This window comes from Nitrosococcus watsonii C-113, from assembly GCF_000143085.1.
GTDB classification, from domain to species: Bacteria; Pseudomonadota; Gammaproteobacteria; order Nitrosococcales; family Nitrosococcaceae; genus Nitrosococcus; species Nitrosococcus watsonii.
Map to the genome: position 1 here is coordinate 1,802,779 of NC_014315.1, position 21,566 is coordinate 1,824,344.

Here is a 21,566-nt window from a genome sequence, read left to right on the forward strand (position 1 = left end):
TAGATAATTATTTATACCTTCAAAAATCCATAAAAACCCTAACCCTATGTACCGGCAAAAAATAAGACTACCTTTTCTCATTGTTGGGCTGATGGTGCTGGCCTCCGGGACGGTGAGCGCCCAAATCCACCATCAACTGCATATTAACTTGGACCCGGATAGCCATCGTCTCACGGCGGTAGATACCCTGACCCTGCCGAAGGAAATATCCTCTCCGGTAACTTTCCGCCTTCATTCGGGCCTCCAGCCTCAAGCCAACAACCCAGAGGTACGGCTTCGGCGAGTGAGAAAAACCCAATTTACCGAAGACTATGCAGTCGATCTTCCCCCGGGAGTCCGCCAGTTCACCTTGGAATATAGCGGTGAAATCTTTCATCCCATTGCCCCCATCAGCGAGGAATATGCCCGCAGCTTTAGCGCCTCGCCGGGACTGATTGCTCCAGAAGGAGTTTTCCTGGCCGGTCCCAGTTACTGGTATCCCCACTTTGGCGACGGCATGGTGACTTTTTCCTTAACTACCCAGCTTCCGGCAGAATGGCGCTCGGTCAGTCAGGGGAAGCGCTCCTCCCTCTCTGAACAGGCGGGAAGCACCGAGGAAACCTGGACCATGGATCACCCCCAGGAAGAAATCTATCTGATAGCGGCCCCCTTTACCGAATACCAGGAGCAGGCCGGTCAGGTGGAAACCCTGGCGTTTTTGCGTCAACCCGATCCCGCCCTGGCCCGCAAGTATCTCGACGCCACGGCCCAATATATTGAGATGTACCGGCAACTGATCGGCCCTTATCCTTACCAGAAATTTGCCCTGGTGGAGAACTTCTGGGAGACCGGCTACGGGATGCCCTCCTTTACCCTGCTGGGGCCCCAGGTCATCCGCTTTCCCTTTATTCTCCGCTCCTCCTATCCCCATGAAATTCTCCATAACTGGTGGGGTAACGGAGTTTATGTGGATTACGCTTCCGGCAACTGGGCCGAAGGGCTAACCAGCTATCTGGCGGACCACCTGCTCAAGGAACAGCAAGGCCAGGGAGCGCAATACCGGCGGGAAACGCTGCAAAAATACGCCGATTATGTGCGGGAAGGACAGGATTTTCCCCTGACCGAATTCCGCAGCCGCCATAGCGCCGCCACCCAGGCCGTGGGCTACGGTAAAACCCTGATGCTGTTTCATATGCTGCGCCAGCAGCTAGGCGATTCGGATTTTATCCAAGCCCTGCAACGCCTGTACCGCCAGCACCGGTTCCAGGTCACCGATTTCCAGGAAGTCGCGGAAACTTTCAGCCAGGTCAGCGAGCAACCCTTGCAAGCCTTCTTTAAACAATGGGTCGAGGGTACGGGCGCGCCCTCTCTGGGCATCCGGGAAGCACACGTCAAATCCCTCGACAAAGGCTATCTGCTGACCGCTACTATTGAGCAGCTTCAGCCCGGCAAGCCGTATCAACTAGACGTGCCGGTAGCCATTTACCTGGAAGATACCAAGGAAGTTTACCAAACCCACCTTTCCATGGTGGAAAAAACCTATTCCCTAAAGCTCCAGCTACCGGCCCGTCCCCTGCGGCTGGAGATAGATCCCCAATTTGATGTCTTCCGGCGGCTCCACCACAATGAAATCCCCCCGGCCCTTAGCCAAGCCTTTGGCGCTGATCGGGCTCTGGCCGTCCTGCCCTCCCAGGCCCCCCAAGCGCTACGGGAAGGCTACGCCGCCATAGCCCGAGACTGGCAGCGGGGGCGGGAGAATTTGGCAATCACCACCGATGCAGAGCTGGATGCGCTACCCACGGATCGGGCTGTCTGGCTGTTCGGGTGGGAAAACCGCTTCCGTTCCCAATTTAATGAGGCGCTGAGCGATTACGCTTACCAGGCAGGCAAAAACAGTCTTACCCTAGATGAGAACAAACTCCAGCGGCAACAACACTCGGTTGTGGTAGTAACCCGCCCGCGGGATAATCCCGATCAGGCTCTGGCCTGGATAGCCACTGATAACGTGGCTGCCATGCCGGGGCTGGCCCGCAAGCTCCCCCACTACGGCAAATACAGCTATTTGGGTTTCACTGGCGCCGAGCCCGAGAATAGTCTAAAAGGCCAATGGCCGGTAGTGAACTCCCCCATGTCGGTGTCGCTAACTGAAAATCCCTCTCCCCTCCAGGCGAAACTGCCCCCGCGCAAGCCCCTGGCGGAACTTCCTCCCCTCTTTAAAGCCCAGCGGATGATGCAGGATATCGCTTATCTGGCTGATCCCAATCTGGCAGGCCGGGGGCTGGGCACCCCAGAGTTGGACCAAGCCGCCCAGTATATTGCGGATAAGTTCCAGGCGGCGGGACTCAAGCCCGACGGCGACGAGGGAAACTACTATCAGACCTGGGCCGCAACGGCCGGCGAACCGGAACGAACCATCACCCTCCGCAACGTGGTGGGTTTAACCCCCGGCGCCCAGCCGGAACTCCCCCCGGTAGTCGTGGGCGCCCACTATGACCATTTGGGACGGGGCTGGCCCGATGTGCATCGGGGGGATGAAGGCAAAATTCATCCGGGAGCCGATGACAACGCCAGCGGCATTGCTGTCATGCTGGAGCTAGCCCGGGTTTTGGGTCCCCAATGGCAACCCGAGCGCACGGTAGCGTGGGTCGCCTTTACTGGGGAAGAAGCTGGCAAGCTGGGCTCGGCCCACTATGTCCAGCATTTGGGCAACTCGCCTGCAAAAACCACCATGGCCATGATCAACCTGGATGCGGTGGGCCGCCTTCATGACGGCGAACTCATGGTGCTTGCCGCTGATTCAGCGCGGGAGTGGGCGCATATTTTTCGGGGAGCGGGCTTTGTCACCGGCGTCCCTATTCAAACCGTGGCCCAGGATATCGGCTCCAGTGATCAAACCTCTTTCCTCAACGCCGGTATTCCCGCCGTGCAGCTTTTCACGGGACCCCATGGTGATTTCCATCGCCCCACGGACACCCCTGATAAGATTGATTCTGCGGGCTTGACCAAAATCGCTGCCGTGCTAAAAGAGGCGGTAGCGTATCTAACCTCCCGCCCTGACCCTTTACACGGCCAATCAGTAGCCCCAGGAGAAGAGGCTCAGGATTCATCCCGTCAGGGCCGTCGCGTCGGCTTGGGCACGATACCGGATTTCGGCTGGACCGGCACGGGCGTGCGGATCTCCGGCGTTACGCCGAATACACCAGCAGAGGCAGCGGGTCTGCAAAAAGATGATATTATTATACGGCTCAATGATACAGCTACTGACACGCTAGCGGACTTCGCTGGCGTCCTGCGCGCCCTCAAGCCGGGCGATTCCTTAACCATCGAATTTCTGCGCGATCAGCAGTCCCGGACGGTGACGACTCAGGTGGTCGCGCGATGACTCTTGGAGGTAAATACATGCGAGCAATCAATACTGTCGCTTCCTGTTGGCTCTTAGCGACGGCGCTCGGCGCGGGCACTGGAGCTATCGCGGCGGAACCCACTAACAGCCCCGCTTCCCAGACGGAGGAGCTTCGCTATCCCGGCGAACAACATCTGACTCATCTGCGCCAGCTTACCTTTGGCGGTCAGAATGCCGAAGCTTATTTTTCTTTCGACGGCAAGGAGCTGATCTTTCAATCTACCCGTGACGATTTGAAATGCGACGCTATCTTCCGCATGGATGCGGATGGCAAGAACGTCCGCCAGGTTTCCTCCGGCAAAGGGGTAACCACCTGCTCATTTATTGCCCCGGATGACCAAGCCATTATCTATGCCTCCACCCATCTGGCCGGCGATCAGTGCCCCCCCAAACCCGACTACTCCCAAGGCTATGTCTGGCCCTTGTACGAAGGCTATGACATTTTCCGAGCCGATCCGGAAGGCGGGAATCGGGTGCGCCTGACCGACACCCCTGGCTATGATGCCGAGGGAGTTTACTCTCCCCAGGGGGACAAAATCATATTTACGTCAGCCCGCACGGGAGATCTGGAACTGTTTATGATGAGCCCGGACGGCAGCGAGATGGAACAGCTCACAGACCAACCCGGCTATGATGGCGGGGCCTTTTTCTCCCGCGATGGTCAGTGGATTGTCTGGCGCGCCTCCCGTCCCGAAGGTAAAGCCCTGGCCGATTATCAAAGCTTGCTTAAACAAGGACTCATCCGTCCTGGCCGGCTGGAAATTTTCATCATGAACCTGGAGGAACGCAAACCTATCCAGCTGACCGACAATGGCGCCGCCAACTTCGGCCCCTATTGGCATCCGGATGGCAAGCACATCATCTTCTCCTCCAACATGCACAATCCCAAGGGCCGCAACTTTGATCTGTTCCTGATTAATGTGGATACCCGGAAAATCGAACAAATCACCTACCACCCTGATTTCGATGGCTTTCCCATGTTCTCCCACGACGGCAAAAAACTGGTGTTTGCCTCCAACCGCAACGGCAAGGTGGAAGGGGAAACCAATGTCTTCATGGCGGATTGGCGCTGGTAACTACTTTTAGCAGGGTTTGGGATAGCTACTAGCAAAAAAAACCCCGGGGTAAAACCCCGGGGGTAAAGGAGAGGCATATAGGTACAATAATGAAGCTGTAACACGAACATGGGATGCCCTTGAAAAAGCTGGCATCCCATGTTTACTGCTGTGTTGGGCATAAGATACTATTGTTTGTTGGACTCAATAAAGTGCCACGATAAGTGTTTTTGATAGTACCAAAAAAATCCATAGGCATATTTTCCATGGAACCAGCCGTCAGAGGCCACTATTAGCCTGCTGACCACCTGCTCAGTGCCTGAAAAATACCCACAAGCGAGTTGCACAAGTTCAATCCTCGAATCTGCTGGCAAGGAGATTATCTTGCCAGCGTACCGCTCCACCCGATTCTAGCGTGCGTAGAGATCAACCACCTTACTGGGCCAAATTACACCACGCCAGACCATCCGAGGTGGGCAGATCCGCGATGGTGTGCTTGCGGGCCCCTTCCGTCCCATCGGTGAGTTCCTTCATGGAAAAAAAGGCAAGGCTGTCCGTGCCGTTGGTGGAGATATAAGCTGTCTGTCCATCCGGCGAAATCAACGCTCCCCAGGGCGCGCTACCTTCACCCGTGCTGACCGTCTCGATGATTTTATGGGTTTTCAGATTAATTACCGTTATGGAGTCAAGGTCATGGTTAACGGCAATGAGCGTATTACCGTCGGGGCTGATGCCCAGATCCGTGGGAAAGCCGGGGTTAAGAGGCGTTCCGTCAGGGTTAGGATCAGGGATTTTGACTAGCCGTTTTGCCTGGTTGCCGTCCACATTGATTTTCCATACTTCATGGCTTGCCTCGGCGGCAACATACACCGCCGATCCATCTGGCGCCGATACAATCCCATGGGGGCCATTGGCCGTGTCCGCCGCCAGGGTCACATATTTCACGGTAGGTACAGCCGCCGTTGGATCAAACACAGCAATATCTTCACTGCGGGCCGCATTCGCCGTACCCTTGGTAATGCTCCCATTGAGCGTGACGTAAACGACATCGTTGCTTGGAGCGGCCACCGCCCAAGGTCCGTTTTTAGGGGCAGCCACTGCCCAGGGACCGCTTGTCACCGAAACTTTGGTCGCTAAATGATTATCAGCGGTAGCAATAATCGCCACCGCTGATTGATCCTGGAGGGCGGCAAAGACTTGCGAACCATCCGGGGAAATTTCCACATGCCAGGGGGTCGTTCCCTGACCAAATTCCACGGTTTTTTTGACCTTATCCGTGACTGTATCCACAACGCTCAGGTTGTGAGTTTCTGGATTGGTGACATAGGCCGTCGCTCCATCCGGGGCGCAAGTCACATCATGGGGCTTCCCACCGACAGTAATTTCCCCGAGCCGTTTCTGGGACTTTGGATCGACCGCCCCCAGCGCATCCGGCTCCTCCAGGGTGACATACAGTTTCGCCTTAAGCTCTTGGCCATCCTGCCCCGAACCGCCGCTTTCCGCGGCTAAAACATTGTCCATGGTGCTTAGTATCAGCCCTACTCCCCCCAGGGATAAAGCAGCGATCAGAAAACCATAGTTTTTTTTCATTACTCCCCTCCTCGTAGTGAATTTCTGCCCCGTTGCGGGGTTGCGATCAAAGCCATTATCAATAAGTGTGGTCTAAGATGGAGCTGAATTAAAGTTATTCTCTAGCTCTAAAAGGTTAGATTTTTCCTATCAGATTTCCAACTCAGCGTAAATCTTCAACAGCCAGAGGGAAATCTCGGCCGTCTGATTGAAGTTTGGTGAGAAAGCTCACGGGATAAGCCCACGAAGAAGTAAGGCTAGTTCAGGGCGGCAGCCTCGGTCAGGTGGAAGACCACACTCTCCAGCGGAAAATACGTGCTCAGGTTGCCCTTGCCGTTCTAGCGCAAGTAGAATCAGTGAGATTACTTCCCCGCCGATATAGCCCCCTGGTAGAGAGTAAAACCGTCCCTGCTCCTGATGGTAGTAGCTTCGGATATGGCCATAGGCAATTCCCTGATAGAAAAATTATTCTGAGGTTAAAAAATCAAACCAGATGTTTCCTTTTCGATCATTGAAAAAAACGCCAAAACCGTGGGTAAACACCTACTCCGCACCTTGGCTTATTAGCGCGATTTTCCTGGTTGGCATTAACCTGCGTCCAGCCCTGACTAGTCTTGGCCCGGTACTGCCGGAAGTGCGTTCCGAAACGGGCCTGAATGCCTGGGGCGCCAGCCTGCTCACGACCCTGCCCGTCCTTTGCCTCGGATTATTGGCGCCTCCCGCATCCCGGTGGGGACAACACTGGGGCGTTGAGCGCCTGCTGGTAGGAGCTTTGCTCCTCCTGGCTGTCGGCACCGCGCTGAGGGGAATGGGCGGACTTTATGGCCTGTTTGTGGGCACGCTAATGGCTGGGTGCGCCATCGGTATTGCCGGAACCCTGCTCCCAGGAATCGTAAAACGGGATTTTCCTCGCCATGCTGGCCCTATGACGGGCCTTTACACCATGGCCCTGTGCCTCGGGGGGGCGCTGGCTGCGGGCCTGACCGTCCCCCTCGCCCAAGGGTCGGGGCAAAGCTGGGAAAGGGCATTAAGCGCTTGGGGATTGCCAGCCTTAGCCGCAGCATTGCTATGGCTGCCCCTGTCCCGCAGGACCGACAGACAACAAACAGGCACCGCGCGGCATCGCGGACTCTGGCGTCATCCCTTGGCATGGCAAGTCACGCTCTATATGGGACTCCAGTCTTCGGTCGCCTATATGATCTTTGGCTGGCTGCCGACTATTTTACAAAGCAGGGGAATTCCACCGTTGCATGCTGGTTTTCTGCTCTCGGCTTCCGTCATGATCCAGACTCTCACCGCCCTGGCTGGACCCTCCCTCGCTATCAGGGGCCGGGATCAGCGGGCCACGATTATGATAATGCTCGCCCTCACCACCATGGGGCTGGCAGGCGTACTTTATGGGTCCATGATGTGGGCCTGGCTCTGGATAACCCTGCTTGGTCTGGGAATGGGCGGGGCATTCAGTATTGCCTTGGTACTCATCGTATTACGCGCACCCAATGCCGAGGTTGCCGGTGATCTCTCCGGCATGGTCCAGGGAATAGGCTATGTGCTGGCAGCCCTGGGTCCGCTGATATTGGGACTCATTCCCGCATACTTCGGAAGCTGGCAATGGGCTGGCGTGCCCTTCGGGGCGGCCTTGATGGGGGCCGCCTGGGCAGCACTAGGAGCAGGACGCAACCGCCACATTCACCTTGACGGGCCACCAGCGACCAACTCCTAAGCCTTCGGAATGCTCCATGCTTTCCGGCAGTTTCATGTGGACTCAGGAGGCTATTTCTTCAGGCATGGGAGCGGGAACGATGATCGGAACGGCCCTTGGGATAATCTCTATTTCCACGCTAGAGCGGCCAATAATTTCCCCATCACCCCGCACCGGCAAATTCTTTTTTGCCCTTACCTTTATATTTTTTTCGGCCCATAAATAGTCCGTATGGGGAGATTCCTTATGCCGTCCCCTCAAGGCATGCCACAAAAAAGACGAATAATGGAGAAGGCCCCGGGTCCGGACAATACAAATATCCACTTTCCCGTCATCAGGCTTGACCTCTTCGCCCCAACGCAGGGTAGCCGCTCCCATGGCGCCTACATTAGCAATCATAATAAAAGCGGCTTTAATGCGCTGCCGCTGACCGTCCACAACGAGGTCAAAACGCCATACCCGAGTGCCGATAAATTCAGCAATCCCATTCCAGATATAGGCGAGTTGGCGAAAACGCCGTTTAGCCTCCACGCTGGTTCTCTCCGCAATGCGCGAATAAGAACCCAGGCTAATATGGGAAATCAAAACCTGACGGCCCACCCGCATGGCATCAATCTTTCTTATCGCACCCCCGGTAACCACGAGTTGACAGGCGGACTCCAGATCTAACGGGATAGCCAACTCACGGGCTAGTAAATTGGCCGTACCCACCGGAATAATACCCAGGGGAATCGGGCTGTGAATTAACTCACCAGCCACCATCGAAGCGGTGCCGTCACCGCCTGCCGCGACGATAACGCTATAGTCTTTCTCCCGCGCCTCACGCACAATACTGGGCAAGTGCTCTTTGCCAGTGGTCTCATAAATTTCGTAGCCTACATCATGCTGCTCGCAGTATTGCTTCAGAGTAAACCTGACCTGCTCGGCGCTGCAGCTGCCCGCGACTGGATTAAGAATGAGAAATAGGCGCGAATTGGCCGTGTCTGGTTCAAGCGTCTCTGCGGTTGATGTAAATTTTACATCATCATTATGTAAAGATTTCATACTCATTATCCTCAAACAATCACCTCACGGATACGTTGCATGGCAATTCCAGAATAAACATAGTGAAGTGTCCTCAAAAGGCAAGTTTTATTCCAATAAATTAAACTGGCAAACAGCGCGCCAGTAATTAGATTTGACTCTGGCGAGTACCTTCGTTTGCAGGGCAATAAAAAAGTGGTGATTTTTTATTTATATGCTATTCTTCCAATAGTAAACGTTTTACTATTGTGGTATTGAATATTATTTTTCTAACTTTCATATAGAGTATAGAGGCAATTCTCAAATGGCGGATAACTCTCCAAAAAAAGAAGTGGATGAATTAAAGGACGAACTTAGCCAACTACGTAAAGATATGGGAAGCGTAGTTTCAGCGGTAAAAAACTTGGGTCAGAGCACGGCCCGGACTACCAAAACCAAGGCCGAGCAGGAACTAGACGAAATGCTTGAGAAATTAAACCGAGCCTATTTGTCGGCCCGCGAAGGGGGTGAACGGGCGGTCATATCCACCTATAGCGAAATTGAACGGCACCCATTGGCTAGCTTGGGTGTTGCCTTTGTAGCTGGATTAATTGCAGGTAAACTGTTCTCTCAAAAATAAATCGTGACTGCCTTTGTCGAAGTTTTTCTAGCTGCGATCGAACTGATCAAAGCAGAACTGCAGCAATCGAAAATAAATCTTTTTTCTTTCCTCGCCGCGCTGGGTTTTTATCTGGCAGGGGTATTTTTTCTTATCATAGCATTGGTTCTGATATTGGTATCCATCGGTTTGGCATTAGATACCGTATTTTCAATGCCTATTGCTGTACTCATTACCGGGGCGGTAGCTATTTTATTCGGCCTGCTGTTAATTTACTTTGGAAATTTAAAACTCCGGCGATAATTTTGGATTTTAATCATGGCGGCTATAAAAAATTCTAATATCACTCCTGAAGAAAGAATAAGTCAGGCACGCCTGCGTTTACTAGCCGCAGCACAAATGGGATCTGCACGCTTACCTTCGAAACCCTATAAAAAAACGACTCCTATCCCCGCTATTGCTTTCGCTTTTGCTGCTGGCTTCGTTGCCGGTTTCTTTCCATCCATATCAAAAACTCTCTCCCAAGAAACCAGCCCCCTTTTACGCCTTTGGCTGACAAACCGAATGGTGCCTCCCCCAAAAAAATAACTGTTTTTTTACCCGCCTTAGTCTTTGTAAGCACGGAACTTGCGAGACCTTATAATTTTACTATACTGCAACTGATTAGCTGCGAAAAGCGCCTAAAATCCGCTGTTATTTTTGGAGTGTCTCCATAAATCCGTCAGGAGAAAACAATGGCTGAACAGTACGTCAGGTGGCTGGAAAACCTGGTTTCCCATGATGTCCCCTTGGTAGGGGGTAAAAATGCTTCGTTGGGAGAAATGATCCAACAACTACAGGAAACAGGCATCCAGGTTCCCGAGGGTTTCGCCACCACGGCTCAGGCTTATTGGGACTTCCTAGAGGCCAATCATCTTAAAGAGAAAATCGCGCAACAGCTAGAAGAACTAAGGAAAGATCAGCAATTATTAGCAAAAGTCGGCGAAACCATACGAGAGTGGTTCTATGAGGCTGATTTCCCTGCTCCCCTCGCGCAAGCTATTACACAAGCCTATAAGCAGCTAGCCGAACAAATAGGACGTCAGAACCCGGATGTAGCGGTGCGCAGCAGCGCCACGGCCGAGGATCTTCCGGAAGCAAGTTTCGCTGGTCAGCAGGCAAGTTTTCTCAATATCAGCGGAGAAGAAAATCTGCTGGATGCTTGCCGATGTTGTTTTGCCTCCCTATTTACTGACCGAGCCATTATTTATCGCGAAAATCACGGCTTCGATCACCTGAAGGTAGCGCTTTCAGTCGGCATCCAGAGGATGGTCCGCTCGGATCGGGCCGGCGCCGGGGTGATGTTTTCCATCGACACGGAGAGCGGATTTCCTGATGCAGTGCTCATCAATGCCGCCTGGGGACTGGGCGAGAGTGTGGTCCAGGGAAGCGTGGACCCGGATGAATATATGGTTTTTAAACCCTTGCTCAAAAACTCCGCCTATTGCCCCATTATCAAGAAAAAAATTGGCAAGAAAGCTCAAAAAATTGTTTATACCACGGAAGGGGAAAAACCCATACAAACCCTCGATACCGCTACCAAAGAGCGTCTTTATCCAGTATTAAACGATGACGAAATTCTCACCCTGGCCCGATGGGCAGCCACTATCGAAGATCATTACGGCTTCCCCATGGATATTGAGTGGGCTAAAGATGGAATAACCCATGAACTTTTTATTGTCCAGGCCCGCCCAGAAACTGTTCACTCTCGCAAAGAAGATTCCTTGCTCAAGACTTATACCCTAAAACAAAAGGGGAAACATTTGCTCAGCGGGCTTAGCATTGGCAGCGCCATTGCGGCGGGTAAAGTCTGCAAATTACATAGCACTGCTGATATCGATCGCTTTGAAGATAATAGTGTACTGGTCACCGACATGACCGATCCGGATTGGGTCCCCATTATGAAACGAGCCGCGGCCATCGTCACCGATCAGGGTGGGCGTACTTCCCATGCCGCCATTGTTAGCCGAGAATTAGGACTCCCTGCCATTGTAGGTACCGGCAAGGGTACCGAAATTTTACAGAGCGGCCAAGCCATCACCGTCTCCTGCGCTGAAGGGGATGAAGGTTTTATCTACGAAGGCATTGCCGATTTTGAAACCCAAGATCTTTCCCTAGAAGATATTCCTAGCACTAAAACTCAGGTCATGCTTAATCTGGCGCATCCGGCAGGCGCCCTGCGCTGGTGGCCATTGCCTAGCGATGGGGTAGGCTTGGCCCGAATGGAATTTATTATCAATAATCTCATCAAAATCCACCCCATGGCTCTCATCCGATGGAATAAGCTAGAAGATTCGGAAGCCCGCCAAAAAATTGATGAATTAACGGCCACCTGGGAGGATAAACCTCAATATTTCGTCGATACCTTGGCCCAGGGTATTGCGCGCATTGCCGCATCCCAATATCCAAAGCCCGTTATTGTGCGTATGAGTGATTTTAAAACGAACGAATACGCCGACTTGATTGGCGGCCGTGCCTTTGAACCTAAGGAACCCAACCCCATGCTCGGGTGGCGCGGCGCAAGCCGTTACTATAGCGAGGATTACCGGGAGGGTTTTGCTCTGGAATGTCGGGCCATTCGAAAAGCCCGGGAGAAAATCGGGCTTGATAATATCATTATCATGATTCCCTTTTGCCGTACTCCCGCGGAAGCGGATAAGGTGCTGGAGGTCCTGGCCGAGAACGGATTAACCCGAGGCGAGCATGGGCTTCAGGTGTACGTCATGTGTGAGATTCCTTCTAATGTCATTCTGGCCCGGCAATTCGCGGATCGTTTCGATGGATTTTCCATTGGCAGCAACGATCTAACCCAATTAGTTTTAGGCGTGGATCGGGATTCCAATAGACTCGCACCGCTCTTTGACGAACAAGATGATGCTGTCAAGGAAATGATCGCCACCGTCATTCGCTACGCCCATGAGAAACAGCGCAAAATAGGTCTCTGTGGCCAAGCCCCCAGTGATTATCCAGAATTCGCTCATTTTCTAGTACAAGCCAATATCGATTCTATTTCTGTTAATCCGGATAGTTTTGTTAAGGTCAAGAAACAAATCGCTACGGCTGAAAAAAAAGAAGGATAATCACGACAAGGAGGAGATATATTTGGGGGTTAGATTATTTCTAACTCATGAAAATACTCCTTCAGAAATTTTTCTAACCCACTTTACTACACTCTTGCCTTCAGCTTGGAAGCAGGGTTTATTTTCCTTAGTCTCTTCCCTAGCCAAAATAGCAATCCATACGATCAGATTTTAATAAAGAGAACCATTATTATGGTGGCAAAAAAAATAGGAGCGGCTATGCTTATTTAAAGCGTAGAGAACCCTTGTTGTTAAACCGATCATTAAGAGGTTATTAAATTATGGATTTGGTACGTATTCTATTTGCAATTTTGCTGCCTCCTCTAGGGGTATTTTTGCAGGTCGGCCTCGGTGGTCAATTCTGGTTGAATATCCTGCTGACCTTGCTTGGCTACATCCCCGGCATCATTCATGCCGTATGGATCATTGCAAGACGCTAAAGATTTAGGACTAAACCCATGGCTTTACCATCGCAGCCACCACCCCATGATCCTCAGTTACGTACCCACCAGGAGCGCGAACGACTCGCTAAGCTGGCTTATTGGCTGGATGATCGGTTCCGCATTCCAGGCACCAATTGGCGGATCGGAGCGGATGGCCTGGTCGGTCTCATCCCAGGGGTGGGGGATGGGATCACCACTGCCGTGTCCGCCTACCTGGTACTCGAGGCACAGCGCCTAGGCATACCCAAGGCAGTGCTACTGCGCATGATCTGGAACGTGGCTATTGACGGCCTCGTGGGCACAGTGCCCGTGGTAGGCGATTTGTTCGATATCCGCTGGAAAGCTAACCGCAAAAATATACGATTGCTTAACGAACACCTTGCCAAAGTTTCTGAGCCAGAACAGTCCCCCACACTACCAAAAACCCTATAATAAAGTCCCGCTTTCATGCTTATGCAACAACCACCCTATATTCCAAAGTAGTGCTGAAGGGTGAGTGGCATACCACCTAAAGAAATAATACCAGGCGTATGGAGAGATTTATATTTTCTCCTTATTTTTACAGGTCCTATGGTTTACTAACTAACAACCTTCCTAGATTAATCTGGAAAAAGCCATCAGCCCCAAAAAATACCTCCTGCGATTTTATCAAACTAATTATAAATTTAAATGCCATAAAAAAACTCGATAAAGCAATTAAGCCTAATGAAAAATTACAGGAATATGCTCCATAAGGCGAAAATAAATATATTACAAATTTATCGAGGAAAGCGTGGTGAACGCTTTGCCCAACATTATAAATTTCAGCAACGACGAAAAAGCAAAAAAAAATCCTGGGAAACTCCTTTTTATATAATCATGGGCCTTCTATTGGTGGTCGCCGGTATCCTTATTTCCATCCCTCCTATCGGAGTACCCGGTTTTATATTAACCCTATTAGGACTTAGTCTACTGGTTAGCCGCTTGAGAATAGTTGCTGTCTTACTGGATAAAGGGGAAGTTACTTTTCACCATGCTATCAAATATTGTAAAGGAAAGCTTAATCACTACCTCAGGAAATAAAAAGTATACGATATACACAAAGGAGCCGAATTCATGAAACCAGATAGAGACCTAGAAAAGACTTACCCCACCAAAGATTTTATTGCAAAGCTACGCCGCCTAGCTGATTGCCTGGAAACTGGAAAGCAATTCGAGATCCAGATTGCAGGCGAGAGAATCTATGTACCGGTGGACGCTATCTATAATATCGAACATGAACGTGAGGGTGGCGACGAAGAGATTGAATTCCAAATCAAGTGGAAAGCCTAATAGGGGCGTTGTAGCCCGACGCTTAATCGCTTCGGTCCAGTCCATCGCCAGATCACCATCGGATTGCTTAACTGACGAAGTTTCCTACAGCGCCGGAAGGATCGAAGCGAATGAGTGCGAATTTCATTCAATAGGATGCGCTTGCCCCTGTGGGGGAATAAAAAAGAGAAAAACCGCACATAACTTCTGAAAACTGGAACACTAAACCAAGCCCTGCAGGCGGATGGCTTCCACGCTACGCGCTCCGACAACCGCTGAGGGCCGCCGCTAAGTTTTTCATCACTCCATGCCAAGAAAACGGGCATTAAGATGACGGGCTAAACCTTCGCCACCTTGTTGCATGACCACGCTATGATTCCATTTAAAAACGGGCTTTAGCAACGAAGTTAGCCAATTCATCCAAAACTTGGTGACACGCACATGCCAATCATAGCGCACTTCTGTGATACTGCCTTCGCTAGCAAGACGCCATCGCCCCCACCCTTCTACATCACCACTCACTATTGCTTCAACAAGAACAGGCGCTTCAATACGGGTTACTTTGGACTCCAGTGAAATTCTATAGGGCAAACGAGTTCGCCATAGGAGGCAATAACGGGAACCCAAACCATTTTTATCGCCTGACTCCAATTGAACTACCCGCTCCACATAATTCCACCATGCTGGCCAGTTCTCGGTATTGGAAATAGCATTCCAGACGGCTTCGATCGGTGCTTCTATACGCCAGGTTGTGAGCAACGAATATTGGGCTACCCCTATCGGGGGACTTTGTTGTAATACCTTATGTTCTCGCCGATCCCCGCCTTCTGTTAATGCCTTCCCTTCCGAAACATCGTCATGGGTTAATTGGGCTGGTGAATCTGCCGCCGGGCTGAGATCCAGATAATAATGGCTCGTGACATACTGTTTAATTGCAAACCGGGTTAACACCCCCACCACCGCAGCTACCGGAACGGCCAGCAAGATACCCAAAAAACCAAACAATGCTCCCCCAGCTAAAAGGGCAAAAATGACCATGACTGGATGCAATCCTACGCGAGTCCCTACCAAACGGGGCGTTAGCACATTACCTTCGATAACCTGTCCTATGATAAAAACTCCCGCCACTAAAAAGATGGGGGTCCATTCGGAGAACTGCACAAAGGCTAACCCAAGCCCCACAATAAAACCTACGATAGTGCCCACATAAGGGATAAAGGAGAGCAGCCCTGCAAGCATGCCCACCATCAATCCGAAATCCAGCCCGATCAGAGCCAACCCTACAGCATAGAAAGCGCCAAGCAACAGACATACGCTGAATTGGCCGCGTATAAAACCCGATAAAACCGTATCAATCAGCTTGACTTGCTCCCGAATGACAGGGGCATGTTTTCGCGGCAACAGACTATCGATTTGGGCTATCAGTTTGTCCCAATCCCGCAGCAGATAGAAGGTTACCACCGGCATAATAAAAACGAGCGACAAAAGATTAGCTAACGCTAAACCGCTACTTAGAATCGTCCCTACGGTCTTGCCTACCCACTTAACCAGCATGCCCGCCTGCTCCCTGGCGGCATCCTGAATCTGGGACATATCAATAGACCAACGCTCTTGAAGCAACTGCAACCAAGGCCAGGTTGAATCCTGTGCCCGAGCAATCAAGGAGGGCAGTGTTTCTATCAAATGCACGATTTCACTTCGCAATAGTGGAACTAGCAGCAGCAAGACCATACTGACAACCAGAATAAATCCTGCGGTTACCAGGCTCGTCGCCGCCGTGCGCGAACATCCCTTTCGCTCAAGCCAATCACACAGGGGATCAATTAAATAAGCTACCACCATGCCTGCCACAAATGGCAACAAAATTTCCCGCAGCAGATAAACCGAAATAAGAAAGAACAGAAACCCAATTAACCAAAATCTAAGCTGACGCCTCGCATTCATAATATACTCTCCGAAATGGCTCTTAATACCTTAATAAAGCTATGGGGAATAGCCTTGGAGCCTAGCAACTGGAAAAGTCTTCTCTCTCAGAGTATACCCCTAGAGGATAAGCTTGCTAAAAGGTTGGAATTCTTCCAAAATTGCCAAAAAAAAGATAACTGAAGGTTTGAAGATACTCATGGATCAATCAATTCCTGCTATTTTCATGAGAATCCTGCCATGATCGAATACAGAAACTAATAACACCACGCAAGAGATTTTTATCTATGTGTTTTTCAGCTACCGCTAATTTTGTGGGAGGCGCGGTCATTGCCAGCGTCGGCATAGCAACCTTGGCACGTGTAAAGCATGCTAACGAAGTGCTTTTTGCCGCCTTGCCACTGCTGTTTGCCCTCCATCAGATTATCGAAGGTTTTGTTTGGCTAGGTCTGGATGGTAAATTGTCGCCGGCGGTTCTCAACGGCATGGGTGCCGCTTTTATGCTCTACGCGCAAGGATTGCTGCCGATCCTGATGCCATTGTCAGTATGGCTCATCGAGCCTGGCCAGAGACAACGCAGGCAGATTGTACCATTTATGGTGATCGGCATAACGCTGGCGCTCTACATTCTATGGGCCTTAACGGCATTCGATACGCGTATTTTTCAGGCTGAAAATAGTATCGTTTATCTGAATGAGGGCACCAACTATACGACAGTGGCGGTGGTCTATGTCATCGCCACCTGCGGCCCGTTATTTCTTTCCGGCTACAATTACTTGATTGGCCTGGGGGTCGCTAACCTGCTGGGCATATTTGAAGTCATGTATTTCAAAGCAGAGGCATTTACTTCGTTGTGGTGTCTCTATGCCGCCATTGTGAGCGTATTAATTTATGGCCACTTTCATATCCGCCGGACGATGGATATGACCTCTAAACGGATATAAAGCTGGATTTCATCGGCTTATAAGTTATACCTCCAACCCTGCTAGGCAATCCCCTCTAGAACATGCTGCCTTATTCTGGCGGAGGAGGCGCTAGATTGGTTGATTCAAAAGTAAACCCAAACAAGAAGGTTTTTACCGCATAGTAGGCTTTACCTTCATAAGCAGGCGTCGCAGAAACAAATTGACCGTCTTCTTTCTTGATAATGCTTATGGATAAGCGCGTCCTTGCATCTTGTTCAACCGCCTTATAAAAGCTGAGTTCTGGAGTCGAGAAGGGAATAAGCGTGCTGTTAATAGGAGGAAACCCAAAGAAAAATTCGTTATGACCAGTGCCAATTCCATGCCAAACTACTCGTATTACATAGTCCGCGTTATCCTCAATCACCTTATATCCTTGCTGGCCAAGCCATGCTTCAAACACTTTTATAGCGAAATATTGATCCTCTGTTAAACCCGAAGTCCTCACCTGGACAGAAGCGCCGTCCGGAAGCGGTATTTTTGCATGGTTTAAACTGCTTTTTACCGACTGCGTAATCAGAACTTGTTCCAGGAAGGTTCGTTCTGTCTCGGTAATCGAGCGCGTTGCTGAGCACCCCATAAAAGATAAGATAAAAAGCCCATAAATAAAAATTATCGCTATTTTTGCTAAGGTAAAAAATAGTTTTTTTTGCACATAGTACATTTTCAAATTAGGGAAATTTTGAGATATCATTTTATCGCCTATTTTTAAATCCTAGTGCGCGGTCTAGGTTTCTGATTATCATTCTATTTAGAATCCATTAAACATATATCTCCTGATGTCCGGAACCAACTCTTCCCTCTCTCCCGCAATCCCCAGGCGGTGGCAAGTGCCTGACACGTCAAGTCAACCAGAGCATGATTTAATGGTACGCTAATATATTGGTCATAATGGGCGCTTCCTTCCCACAGGACTCGGTTAGAATCTACATTAAACCCTCGAACGGAAACCATGGGTGCTCGAATTTCTTGATCTAAATCCCCAAAAACAACCAGATCGACGTGCATTTTTTTTGCCGATTCAATGACAATCACTTGATCATCATCAGAGTTAGATAAAATCACGTCCTGATCCTTTAAAGTCTGTTCAAGCCAATTTCGCTCGATGGGAACGAGTCCCTGTTTATGTAACCAAATACTCATCGTATCAGTCACTACAGGATGACTACCCCATACAATAACGACGGAACCTGCTTTTGGAAGAGAAGAATGCGCTCCATCCGTGATAGGTATAGCCCCGCAGGCAGACACTATGAATCCTATCCATATAAGCACAATATTCCTCTGTATCTTCACCATAGCATTCTCCTTACTAACTATTCTTCTGTGTTATCTTTTCTTTAACCGTTAGGCAAACCATAATAGAATTAATATTCCTCTAGAAATGCGAGCGGCAACGACTTCAAAATTTATTATTTGTATAAAACACGATACTGCCATTTTCTAAATAGTTATATAATTTGTAGTTATTTTTGGTATTTAGAAGTGCTTATAATGTTAGTCATTATCAGGCAACAGCAAAGAGAATTTCATGGGTCTGTTACCGTCTGCCAACCCCGTTGGCTTTACACCTAACCGGGAAAAATTTATGGTGCTGATGATCAGTGCTTGGGTCATGGTTGGGGCGATTGGCATCGTTCTCAGTTGGGCCTTTGGCGATGACATCATCGGCGATGCTATGGGATGGGTCATTGGCGGAGCCACTGGCGGTCTAGCGACCGGGTATGCCTTAACCATAGTCAACCCTTCCATTCAAAGCAAGCAAGTAGTTGTGCTGACCTTGGGCTGGGCTATTAATTTGGCCTTTTTCGAGGCCATTGTAGGCGCTATCGGTGATGCCTTGAGTATTGCTCTGAGTTGGCCCTTAGGATGGGCGACGGTTGGCGCTATAGGTGGATGGGTAACCGGCTATGCGCTAACATTGGAGCCACTTCACCTTCAGAAGAAACAAATAGCCGTGACGGCCCTCGGCATTGCGCTTGGCTGGGCCATGGGTGGAACTATTGCAGGAGCCATGGGCGATCCACTAAGTTGGGCTATTGGCTGGAGTATTGTTGGTGCAGCCCAGGGCGGCATCCTGCTGTGGTGTCTCAACCCTTCTAAATTCATCTTTAATGCCTAACCTCCCCCTGCTGGTATTCTCAGAATCGGTACTCTCTTACCGATAATCCGGGTTAGGATAGTCGAAACGGCAGCTCGCTTCCCATTCAGACCGTTGGTTGCCATGGGCGGGGATACCACCCGCTTCTTTTAACAGACGCGCCATATGCATCAAGTTCCAGCTCATGAAAGTCGTGTTGCGCTGGGTAAAATCATTTTCCGGCCCGCCTGAGCTTTTGTCCCGGTAGGAAGGGCCAGGGCCAGCCTCACCTATCCAGCCCGCATCGGCCTGGGGGGGAATAGTATAGCCCAGGTGTTGTAAAGCATAGAGCACTGTCATAGCGCAATGCTTGACGCCATCTTCATTACCGGTAACGATACAGCCGCCTACCCGGCCATAGTAGAAATATTGGCCTTTCTCATTCAGCTTGCCCGACTCCCCATAAAGCCGCTCGATCACGCGACGGCAAACCGAACTTTCCTCACCGAGCCAAATGGGAGTACCGAGCACCAGAATATTAGCAGCCTTTACCTTCTCCCAAAGTTGGGGCCATTCATCCCGAGCAAAACCATGCTCGGTCATGTCAGGGTAAACACCGGGCGCCAGATCGTAATCCACTGGACGTAAAATCTCCACAGTAATACCATTGGCTGCCATGATGGCCTTGGAAACCTCTAGCAACCCCTCCGTATGGGACAGAGTTCCAGTAGGTTTGAGGGTACAATTAAGAAACAAAGCTCTCAGACCGGAAAAATCGAAGCGATGCCCCCTGCAAAGGGACTTTTGCTTTTCATTCAGAACCATATCGACTCTCCTTTCCTCTCTCCTATAGATACCCCGACTGCCCCTATTTTAATGGTCAAATAATTACAGCACCTGGCGGTGCTGCTTCCATCCTGATGTCCTTCAAATTTCATATATCTCTTGACTTACACATTCTGCATGACAATTAGCTTTTCAAACGGCTCATAATGTCGGATATAGCATACTTTGGAGGAATAATCATACCCTATGCGCATCTGATTACGCTCAAAGCCAGGCACACTTCGTTGCGGCCTCAAAAGCACCTTATACTTGTATATAATATTCGAGGGATTCCCCATTGTCGCGGGTATGCTATATCCTTTCTCTAATCTATTGCTATCGCCTATGATTGCTGCTCAGCCATAAAATAATCATTTAGATACTGAGGAGAGATTAATAACAATGAACTTATCACTTAAAAGAAAAATTCAATGGTTATCACCGCTCTTAATGCTGGGGCTCATAGGGCCGTATTCATCCTCTTATGCCGCTAATAAAATATACTGTTCTATGTACACTGAAACCGCGGTTGCTCAAAATGAGCAAAATATTAAAAATAACTGTGGCTATGATGTTATGCCTCGATGGAGTTCTGATGCTGCCCACCATACTGAATGGTGCCTAAATGCCTCAAATAAAGCGGCTAAAAACGAAAATACCGCCCGCATAGGCCAATTGGCCAAATGCCCTGGAGTCCAATTTCCCGCCGGCGCCGATAAAGGATGCCATATATATAGCATCGTAGCTATTGGGCAGAACAAGGCCAATCTTTCTGCCGAGTGTAGCCTATCAGGACCTACCTGGAGTGCCAGCTACACCCATCATTACAGGTGGTGTACCACAGCCTCAAAAGATCACACTAATGCCCAAATAACAGCGCGGCAGAAAGCATTAGATAAGTGCGCTCAGTGATCTGCCCAGAAACAATACGTAGGGATTCCTCGATGCCAGGCACTAAGCTGCTTCGGGGGGTTCCTGCCTACTTGATTGGCGGATTAAAATAAGTTGCCATGGCTATTATCTTAAGCTACCCTACCCAAGCATGAATAAACGGCGGTTTATCGGCTGGTTTTGTCTACTAGCTTATTTTCTGGCTTGGGTAGGAAGCGCTCAGGCCATGCCCCTACTGCTGGCAAGCGTGGGTCATGCCCATAAAATATTCTTGACCTACCACGGCGATAAAATCCAGATCGCGCTCCATCATCCAGGTTATATAGACGAACACGAACCTGCCGCCAAGTCCCCTTTGTCAGCCTACCAGCATGACTTCCTTGATAAGACGCTATTGGCTTTATCCAACCAGGCGGGCCATGACTATTCCGACCATATAATTCACCTGCCATTAGAGCAGCAGGCAACCATCACAGCCTCTAAAAAATCAGAAAACAACAAAATTACATCGTCTCCTACCTTCCTCTTTCTGGCAACTGCCCCCCCCTTTCCCGCTTTGGCGGAACTCATGCATCCGCTCTATTTAAGTCAGCCGCCACCGGATAATATCCTCTTAATACCCTTACATATCCGCACCACTGTCCTGCTGAATTAAGTTCCAAGAGGGTTGCATCCAGTCCTCAACCCTCTTGCAGGGAAACTTT

Annotated in this window: 19 protein-coding genes; 13 read left to right on the forward strand and 6 right to left on the reverse strand. The window is 50.2% G+C overall.

The annotated features are described in order from the left end of the window. Positions 1 to 46 precede the first annotated feature (46 nt). Both NWAT_RS08085 and NWAT_RS08090 read left to right on the forward strand, forming a co-directional pair. Entirely contained in the window at positions 47 to 3,361 is a 3,315-nt protein-coding gene (locus tag NWAT_RS08085) for a M20/M25/M40 family metallo-hydrolase (protein ID WP_013220620.1), read from the forward strand. Between the two features lie 17 nt (positions 3,362 to 3,378). Next, the gene (locus NWAT_RS08090; RefSeq protein WP_232420069.1) at positions 3,379 to 4,458 is read left to right on the forward strand and encodes a TolB family protein; all 1,080 of its coding nucleotides are present in this window, start codon (positions 3,379 to 3,381) and stop codon (positions 4,456 to 4,458) included. A gap of 414 nt (positions 4,459 to 4,872) precedes the next feature. Here the strand turns inward: NWAT_RS08090 and NWAT_RS08095 are convergent, their stop codons facing one another. Continuing rightward, complete coding sequence (locus NWAT_RS08095) at positions 4,873 to 6,027, reverse strand: YncE family protein (protein WP_013220622.1); 1,155 nt, start codon at positions 6,025 to 6,027, stop codon at positions 4,873 to 4,875. Positions 6,028 to 6,499: 472 nt separating this feature from the next. Between NWAT_RS08095 and NWAT_RS08100 the strand changes: the two genes are divergently transcribed. Beyond that, a complete protein-coding gene (locus NWAT_RS08100) occupies positions 6,500 to 7,729 on the forward strand; it encodes a CynX/NimT family MFS transporter (protein WP_013220623.1) in 1,230 nt (409 codons plus the stop codon). Positions 7,730 to 7,771: 42 nt separating this feature from the next. Here NWAT_RS08100 and NWAT_RS08105 read toward each other — a convergent pair whose 3' ends face one another. Next, positions 7,772 to 8,752 carry a diacylglycerol/lipid kinase family protein gene (locus tag NWAT_RS08105; protein WP_013220624.1) on the reverse strand — a complete coding sequence of 327 codons (981 nt, stop codon included), beginning with the start codon at positions 8,750 to 8,752 and terminating at the stop codon, positions 7,772 to 7,774. 283 nt (positions 8,753 to 9,035) lie between these two features. Between NWAT_RS08105 and NWAT_RS08110 the strand changes: the two genes are divergently transcribed. From NWAT_RS08110 to NWAT_RS08145, 6 genes are all read left to right on the forward strand, one after another. Further along, positions 9,036 to 9,350: a DUF883 family protein gene (locus tag NWAT_RS08110; protein WP_013220625.1), complete on the forward strand. Its 315-nt coding sequence runs from the start codon at positions 9,036 to 9,038 to the stop codon at positions 9,348 to 9,350. Between the two features lie 3 nt (positions 9,351 to 9,353). Further along, the gene (locus tag NWAT_RS08115; RefSeq protein WP_013220626.1) at positions 9,354 to 9,632 is read left to right on the forward strand and encodes a phage holin family protein; all 279 of its coding nucleotides are present in this window, start codon (positions 9,354 to 9,356) and stop codon (positions 9,630 to 9,632) included. A gap of 431 nt (positions 9,633 to 10,063) precedes the next feature. After that, the gene (ppsA, locus tag NWAT_RS08125; protein WP_013220628.1) at positions 10,064 to 12,448 is read left to right on the forward strand and encodes a phosphoenolpyruvate synthase; all 2,385 of its coding nucleotides are present in this window, start codon (positions 10,064 to 10,066) and stop codon (positions 12,446 to 12,448) included. Positions 12,449 to 12,729: 281 nt separating this feature from the next. Continuing rightward, positions 12,730 to 12,888, forward strand: coding sequence for a YqaE/Pmp3 family membrane protein (locus NWAT_RS16140; protein ID WP_013220629.1), 159 nt, complete (start codon positions 12,730 to 12,732; stop codon positions 12,886 to 12,888). 18 nt (positions 12,889 to 12,906) lie between these two features. Beyond that, positions 12,907 to 13,323, forward strand: coding sequence for a DUF4112 domain-containing protein (locus tag NWAT_RS08135; RefSeq protein WP_013220630.1), 417 nt, complete (start codon positions 12,907 to 12,909; stop codon positions 13,321 to 13,323). A 663-nt stretch (positions 13,324 to 13,986) separates the two neighbouring features. Continuing rightward, positions 13,987 to 14,202: an amphi-Trp domain-containing protein gene (locus NWAT_RS08145; RefSeq protein WP_013220632.1), complete on the forward strand. Its 216-nt coding sequence runs from the start codon at positions 13,987 to 13,989 to the stop codon at positions 14,200 to 14,202. A 279-nt stretch (positions 14,203 to 14,481) separates the two neighbouring features. Here the strand turns inward: NWAT_RS08145 and NWAT_RS08150 are convergent, their stop codons facing one another. Further along, on the reverse strand, positions 14,482 to 16,125 hold the full coding sequence (locus tag NWAT_RS08150) for an AI-2E family transporter (RefSeq protein ID WP_013220633.1): 1,644 nt from the start codon (positions 16,123 to 16,125) through the stop codon (positions 14,482 to 14,484). A gap of 266 nt (positions 16,126 to 16,391) precedes the next feature. Between NWAT_RS08150 and NWAT_RS08155 the strand changes: the two genes are divergently transcribed. After that, a complete protein-coding gene (locus tag NWAT_RS08155) occupies positions 16,392 to 17,048 on the forward strand; it encodes a DUF6629 family protein (RefSeq protein WP_013220634.1) in 657 nt (218 codons plus the stop codon). A gap of 70 nt (positions 17,049 to 17,118) precedes the next feature. Here NWAT_RS08155 and NWAT_RS08160 read toward each other — a convergent pair whose 3' ends face one another. Further along, positions 17,119 to 17,760 carry a hypothetical protein gene (locus NWAT_RS08160; protein ID WP_013220635.1) on the reverse strand — a complete coding sequence of 214 codons (642 nt, stop codon included), beginning with the start codon at positions 17,758 to 17,760 and terminating at the stop codon, positions 17,119 to 17,121. Between the two features lie 53 nt (positions 17,761 to 17,813). Continuing rightward, positions 17,814 to 18,317 (reverse strand): hypothetical protein, encoded by a 504-nt coding sequence (locus tag NWAT_RS08165; protein ID WP_232420070.1) that lies wholly within the window; start codon positions 18,315 to 18,317, stop codon positions 17,814 to 17,816. A 280-nt stretch (positions 18,318 to 18,597) separates the two neighbouring features. On the opposite strand from NWAT_RS08165, the gene NWAT_RS08170 reads away from it, so the two are divergent. Next, a complete protein-coding gene (locus NWAT_RS08170) occupies positions 18,598 to 19,188 on the forward strand; it encodes a hypothetical protein (protein ID WP_013220637.1) in 591 nt (196 codons plus the stop codon). 36 nt (positions 19,189 to 19,224) lie between these two features. Here the strand turns inward: NWAT_RS08170 and NWAT_RS08175 are convergent, their stop codons facing one another. After that, positions 19,225 to 19,971 carry a flavodoxin family protein gene (locus NWAT_RS08175; RefSeq protein ID WP_013220638.1) on the reverse strand — a complete coding sequence of 249 codons (747 nt, stop codon included), beginning with the start codon at positions 19,969 to 19,971 and terminating at the stop codon, positions 19,225 to 19,227. Between the two features lie 510 nt (positions 19,972 to 20,481). On the opposite strand from NWAT_RS08175, the gene NWAT_RS08180 reads away from it, so the two are divergent. Together NWAT_RS08180 and NWAT_RS08185 are read left to right on the forward strand one after the other, a co-directional pair. Further along, positions 20,482 to 20,883 carry a hypothetical protein gene (locus NWAT_RS08180; protein ID WP_232420071.1) on the forward strand — a complete coding sequence of 134 codons (402 nt, stop codon included), beginning with the start codon at positions 20,482 to 20,484 and terminating at the stop codon, positions 20,881 to 20,883. Positions 20,884 to 21,013: 130 nt separating this feature from the next. After that, the gene (locus tag NWAT_RS08185) at positions 21,014 to 21,517 is read left to right on the forward strand and encodes a hypothetical protein (protein WP_013220640.1); all 504 of its coding nucleotides are present in this window, start codon (positions 21,014 to 21,016) and stop codon (positions 21,515 to 21,517) included. The last annotated feature ends 49 nt before the right edge of the window (positions 21,518 to 21,566 follow it).